This window comes from Treponema sp. R80B11-R83G3, assembly GCF_054786115.1.
This window is the reverse complement of the sequence record NZ_BDHF01000080.1, coordinates 1-6252: the sequence shown is the minus strand read 5'-3', so window position 1 is coordinate 6252 and position 6252 is coordinate 1. Positions and strand designations below refer to the sequence as shown.

6 protein-coding genes are annotated in these 6252 nt (G+C 36.1%); all 6 read left to right on the top strand.

All coding sequences use genetic code 11. The features are described 5' to 3' along the window. Nucleotides 1-279, top strand: a 279-nt coding sequence (locus tag ACYVRH_RS09895) for a hypothetical protein (protein WP_461256750.1), incomplete at its 5' end; no start/stop codon positions are given. A 246-nt stretch (nucleotides 280-525) separates the two neighbouring features. Beyond that, the gene (locus ACYVRH_RS09890; protein ID WP_461256749.1) at nucleotides 526-1167 is read left to right on the top strand and encodes a hypothetical protein; all 642 of its coding nucleotides are present in this window, start codon (nucleotides 526-528) and stop codon (nucleotides 1165-1167) included. 105 nt (nucleotides 1168-1272) lie between these two features. Beyond that, entirely contained in the window at nucleotides 1273-1923 is a 651-nt protein-coding gene (locus ACYVRH_RS09885) for a tetratricopeptide repeat protein (protein WP_461256748.1), read from the top strand. A 193-nt stretch (nucleotides 1924-2116) separates the two neighbouring features. Continuing rightward, nucleotides 2117-4297: an SUMF1/EgtB/PvdO family nonheme iron enzyme gene (locus ACYVRH_RS09880; protein WP_461256747.1), complete on the top strand. Its 2181-nt coding sequence runs from the start codon at nucleotides 2117-2119 to the stop codon at nucleotides 4295-4297. 30 nt (nucleotides 4298-4327) lie between these two features. After that, a complete protein-coding gene (locus tag ACYVRH_RS09875; RefSeq protein ID WP_461256746.1) occupies nucleotides 4328-5245 on the top strand; it encodes an SEL1-like repeat protein in 918 nt (305 codons plus the stop codon). 411 nt (nucleotides 5246-5656) lie between these two features. Then, entirely contained in the window at nucleotides 5657-6142 is a 486-nt protein-coding gene (locus ACYVRH_RS09870) for a Hint domain-containing protein (protein WP_461256745.1), read from the top strand. Nucleotides 6143-6252 lie beyond the last annotated feature (110 nt).

Here is a 6252-nt window from a genome sequence, read left to right as displayed (position 1 = left end):
TTGAGCGTAGACATTGGTTTTTCTGCAGGTCCTTCTACCTATAGATATGGAGTATGTTCATGGGAATCTATTATGGTAAGACATGCTGCTGAAAATGGTAGAAGCTTTATGGGTATTAAAAACAGCAATATTGGTGTTTCGGTAATTGTATCATCTTCACCAGAAATAAAAGATTGTCAAAAAAACATGATAAAATTCATCAATATTGCATCAGAAGTAATAAAAAACAACGGTTATGGTACATGCATAGATATTCCACCATATGGAGGGGACAATTGATAACATAATTCTGTGAAATATATATTACATTAAGAACAGAATAAATGAATTATCAAAATTATAATAAAATAAATAATTATTTAAATTATTTTATAAAGAACAATTTATCAGATGTATTAGCGATGTACTTGGTACTCAAATTACCTTGTTTAAGTAATTATTTGAAATGGCGGCTGATCTGTTAGGTTATAGACGACATTCGAATAAAATAAATACAGGATTTACCTGTAAAAAAAGGAGAGAAAAATGGCTAAATGTGATGTTTGTCAAAAACCGCTTAATCGGGAGGAAAGTGAAATCGGTTCATGGTGTATTGATTGTATCAGGAGTATGTCTAATACAAATACGAGCAACATGAAAGCACAACAAGAAAGCAGAAAAAAGGAGAGGAAAATAATGCTGATTATTTCTGCTATCTTGGCAGTTATTGGTGTTTTTTTTATTATTGCAATTGCTAAACATGTTGATGACTATATGCTAGGGATTTTCCTTGATATCTGGATTGCATGTGGATTAGGAGCGGGTATATATTTGTTTATAGATACTTTAAAAAATCTTTTTAAACTATCTAAGTCTAGAGGAGGATCCTTTGTTGAATCTTTTAAATATGCCATCCTACCTTCTTGTTTATTTCTAGTCTTAGGTTGTTTTGGCGGTATAATTTTCTTCCTCATTATTATTTTAAGAAGAAATAATTGGATTAAAAAATTCGATGCAATAATCGCCAGTGAAGATGCTGCAATAGCAGAGCTTCAGGATTATACTCTTGGGAAAAATATCGATAAGGCGGATTTAAGCAGAAAGATAGGCATAATTGCTAATAATTTCGAATTGGCTAAAGATGGCGTTTGTTTAGATGACTTAAAGGTACTTAAGATAGTGAAGTAAAAATATATAAAACGGAATTATCAAGTGTTTTACGGATGGTTCCGTTTTTATTTTGAATGTTCTATCTTTTAGAGCGCGTTTGTTAATAGGAAAGGAGAGCTATATATGATTAACGAAGATCTTAAAAAAAAAGCCGAATCCGATGATCCAGTCGCCATGCGTGAACTTGCCAAAGAATACTTCGGAGAGGCCGAAGAAGCCCAAGAAAGCAGTAAGGATAAAAAATTAATTGAAGATTTATTAATGCAAAGTTATGATATGTGGGAGAAATCTGCATTGAAAGGCGATGCTGAAGCCCAGCATGAAATTGCGGGTATTGCAAGATTTGAAGAAGACTTTGAACGGTCTTTTAAATTCGAAAAAAAATCTGCAGAACAAGGGTATGTCGACGCGTATTATGATCTGGCAACTCATTATAAACAAGGTGTTGGTACAGACGTTGATCTAGAAATGGGATTTTACTGGTATGAAAAAGCCGCTAAAAATGGAGATGTAGAAGCTAAAAGAGCTTTAGGCTCTTGTTATCTGTTAGGCTCAGGAACTGAAAAAGATTTTGAAAAAGCATTTTTTTGGATAAATCAAGCCGCTAAAGAGGGAAGTGCAAGAGCAAAAAGGATATTAGGTGCCGCTTATATAGAAGGTTATATGCGGTTAAAAGAAGATAAAGAAAAAGGATGGGCACTAATGCAGGAAGCGGCTGATTTGGGAGATCAAGAAGCTATTGATTTGCTCAAGCAAGAGAAACGTAAAAAGTGACATCATGCGCATTAACAATGTTTTAATGAATACTGTCCGTTGGACAGAAATATTAATGCCGAGCGAGCTAAAAACGTAATAAAACTTAGAAGGAATTGCTTATTTTACTGTTGTACCTTCATTTATTATTTATATGTTATCATGTATATTAGCAATTATTTATCCAAGAGAGAAAAAACAAGGAGAATAAAAAATGGCAAAACAAGGTAAATTAACCGGAAAAACTATTGCAGAATATAATCAAAAGATTCAGAAAAAACCTAATGATGCAAAGTTGTATTATGGTAGGGGGAACCTGTATTTTATAGCCCATAAAGAGGACAAGGCAATTGAAGACTATACAAAAGCTATCCAACTTAACCCTGATTATGTGCAAGCGTATTTTGAGCGCGGTAAAGCGTATTATAACAACGGTTATTATGATAATACAATAGCAGATTTTACCAATGCAGTAAAACTAGATCCTAATTTTGCGGAAGTATTCTATTTGCGTGGTATTACATATTTTACTGGAAAAAATGATGAGGATAAGGCAATCGCAGATTTTACTAAGGCAATAAAAATTAACAAAGAATATACATTGGCATATCATAAACGAGGAAATGCATACCTTTGTAAAAAAGATTATGAAAGCGCCATGTCAAATTATAAAAAAGTGATAGAACTTGATCCTAATAATGCAAATGCGTATAAAGATATTGGAGATGTCTATGATAAAAAAGATGATATTGAAAATGCAATTAAAAATTATACTAAAGCAATAGATATTAATAAGAAATTTGCAATTGCATATTTTGCTCGTGGTCTGATGTATAGTATTCCCGGACCGTTTGAAAATGGGGAACTAGCAATTAAAGACCTTGAAAAAGCTCTTAGTTTAAATCTAGATAATAGATTTGTTGATGTTGCTAAGAAAGCTCTCAATGCGGCTCAAAAAAGACTAGATGCTATAAATAGAATGAATGGAGGAGCTAAAAATATTATAAATAATTTAGAGGATATGAATAAACATAGCGTCAATGAATATTTAGATAAGGTTGAGAAAAACATATGTATCATTGAGAATAATATTTTTGGCGATCCAAATGTTAATGCTACCTTTGGTGAATTTAGTGTAAGTAAAATAAAAGAAAAAATGAGTTTAATACAAGATTTTGAAGATTTAGAAAAAATTCGCCAAAAATCCGTTTCGTCTTTGAATAATAGAGGTTATGGGGAGCTTTTAAACAATTTAGGACTTAATCAAGGTTCAGGTTCACCCAACACATCTTTACCAGAAAAAAAACTTTTTTATTATAAAGTATTTGATCAGATGAACGAAAATATAAATAATTCTAAGATTTTATTGAATAAAGCCAAAGAAGAATACCCCAGAAATGAACGTGTTAAGCAGTTATTTGAAAGGTGCAAGAAATGTGATAAGGAAGTAGATAAATTGCGTAGATTTGTACGTGATTTTGGAAATGTAGACACTTATGAAGAGTCCGAAGAAGAAGAAATTGAAACGGCGCAGAAATCACAAAAGTCAAAGCCAAGCAAAAATCCTGCCACAATTAATGCGCCATCATCACAGGCTGTGAAACAAAAAGCTCCTCATATAGATATGGTGCATGTTCTAGGCGGCAGTTTTAAAATGGGAAATATTTGGGGCGAAAAAAGTGAAAAACCTGTTCATAATGTAAAGTTAAGCAGTTTTTACATGGGCAGGTTTCCAGTAACGCAGGAGCAATGGGAGGCGGTGATGGGGAGCAATCCGAGTGAATTTACGTCTTCACCTGCGTCAGGAGAAGTTCAGAGCAAGCGACCTGTAGAATGTGTAAGTTGGTATAACGTTTTGGTGTTCTGCAACAAATTAAGCATGATGGAGGGATTAAGCCCTGCGTACATTATATCAGGGAGTACCAATTCTTCCAAATGGGGAACTATACCAACAAACTGGGACAGTACATGGGACGCAGTACAAATAGCCAGCGGTTCCAATGGCTACCGTTTGCCGTCTGAAGCGCAATGGGAATATGCCGCCAGAGGTGGGGACAGTTCGCCTGGGAATTACAAGTATTCGGGTAGCAACCGTGCAGGAGATGTAGCATGGTATAAAGATAACAGCGGCTCTAGGACACATGAAGTTGGGAAGAAGGCTCCCAACAGTTTAGGATTGTACGACATGAGCGGAAACGTGTTTGAGTTGTGTTGGGACTGGTATGGTAATTATTCAAACGAAGATCAGACTGATCCAATGGGCGCATCCTCGGGGACTAAACGCGTGGCACGCGGTGGCGGTTGGGGTGCTTCGATAGAATATGTCCGTTCGGCTGTTCGGAGCAGCTACAATCCGCATGGCAGATACGCCGGCTTCCGGCTTGTTCGCCCATAAGCTAGGCGATTTTTATATAAGGGGTGATATATGTCTGAACCAACAGATGCAGAAGAACAGTTTTATCTTGGGGAAAAATATAATAATGGAGAAGGCGTACCCAAGGATAACGAAAAAGTCGTGTACTGGTATGCCAAGGCAGCGGAACAGGGAAATGCTAAAGCACAATACAAACTTGGATTTTGTTATAATTTCGGGCAAGGAGTACCCAAGGATAACGAAAAAGCCGTGTACTGGTACACCAAGGCGGCGAAACAGAGAAATGCTGATGCGCAATTACTTCTAGGAACTTGTTATGAGAGAGGAACAGGCGTACCGCGAGATGGCAAAAAGGCGGCGTACTGGTACACCAAAGCAGCGGAACAGGGAGAAGCAAAAATAAAACATTTCCTCGGAAATTTTTATATTAGATCCAGCATGCCGCAGAGTTATAGAAAAGCGTTTTACTGGTATACCAAAGCAGCGGAACAGGGAGAGCATGAAGCGCAATACAAACTTGGAAATTTTTATTATAAAGGAGGAATCGTGCCGCAGGATTACAAAAAAGCGGCATACTGGTATGCCAAGGCAACTGAACAGGGGAATTCTAGAGCACAATTCAATCTAGGAAAATGTTATGAATACGGAGAAGGCGTACCACAAGATAAAGAAAAAGCGATGTTCTTGTATCTCAAGGTAGCAGAATGTTGGTCTAGCGATGAGGCATACCAATTTAGAGATTTTTATGATAAAGGAGAAAACGTGCCGCAGGATTACGAAAAAGAGGTGTACTTGTTCGCCAAGGAAGCGGGACGTGATTATGATGAAGTGCTCTTTAAACTAGGAAATTTTTATGATAATGGAGAAGGCGTGCCGCAGGATAAAGAAAAAGCGATGTACTATTACACTGAAGCGGCAAAACGTGGAAGTGCTAAGGCAGAAGAAAAATTAAAGTGCTTGGTTGGGTAAGCAATTTTTCATAGAAGGAGTTAATGAAATATTAAAAAAAAGTGACTCCTATGCGTTACCTTTATTGAAGTATTTATTTGAAATGGCGACTGACCTGTTAGGTTATAGGCGACATTCGAATAAAATAAATACAGGATTTACCTGTATAAAAAAGGAGATAAAAATGGCTAAATGTGATGTTTGTCAAAAAACGCTTAATCGGGAGCCAAATGAAATCGGTTCATTGTGTATTGATTGTATCAGGAGTATGTCTAATACAAATACGAGCAACATGAGAGCGCAACAAAAATTATCTATATTAAACTGAAGTTTTCAGTTTTTTATACTGTCCGTTGGACAGATAAAAATCAATGCCGTGGCTGGCAATAAACGCTGAGCTATTAATACTATTATAGCAAAGGAGAGTATTTTATGTCATATGGTGAATCAGGTGCGATTAGCGTGTATCCGACTTCAAGCGGGGATTATGTATACCCAGTATCCTATTATGGTGAAAATAATGCCCAAAATGTACATAGGTCATCCTATTTTGGCGAAAATAATGCCAAATGTGTACGTCATGTATCCTATTATGGCGAAAACAACGCCAAATGTGTGTACTATGTCGGTTGTTTCCCAGCGTCTGAACTTGTTTTTATTGATTCCGATTTATATGTTCCAATAGGTTCATTAAAAATCAGAGATAAGATTTGCTCTTGGGAAGCAGAACATGGAAGGACGAAATACATTGCTGTATCTAAAATCCATAAGTACATTGTAAACGAAATAATATGTATAAACAATATTGTGAAGGTTTCATCTTCTCATCCTTTAATGGTTATGGAGCGTAATAAAAATGGTATATCTATTCCAAAATGGAAGGTTGCTTTTGAAGTAAAGGTGTACTGCTTATGCTGAACTTGCCGTTTTTAAGACAAGCATATAAGGTGTGTCAGGAACCGGCATTTTTTGTCCGCCAGTATTCCTGTCTCTTAATAAATGCAGTATGCAACTTTTCTTTGCGTTCT

What these genes read in the sequence shown, in the direction of transcription:
- ACYVRH_RS09890 (WP_461256749.1), top strand. Translation starts at nt 526, where the DNA reads ATGGCTAAATGTGATGTTTGTCAAAAACCGCTTAATCGGGAGGAAAGT.
- ACYVRH_RS09885 (WP_461256748.1), top strand. Translation starts at nt 1,273, where the DNA reads ATGATTAACGAAGATCTTAAAAAAAAAGCCGAATCCGATGATCCAGTC.
- ACYVRH_RS09880 (WP_461256747.1), top strand. Translation starts at nt 2,117, where the DNA reads ATGGCAAAACAAGGTAAATTAACCGGAAAAACTATTGCAGAATATAAT.
- ACYVRH_RS09875 (WP_461256746.1), top strand. Translation starts at nt 4,328, where the DNA reads ATGTCTGAACCAACAGATGCAGAAGAACAGTTTTATCTTGGGGAAAAA.
- ACYVRH_RS09870 (WP_461256745.1), top strand. Translation starts at nt 5,657, where the DNA reads ATGTCATATGGTGAATCAGGTGCGATTAGCGTGTATCCGACTTCAAGC.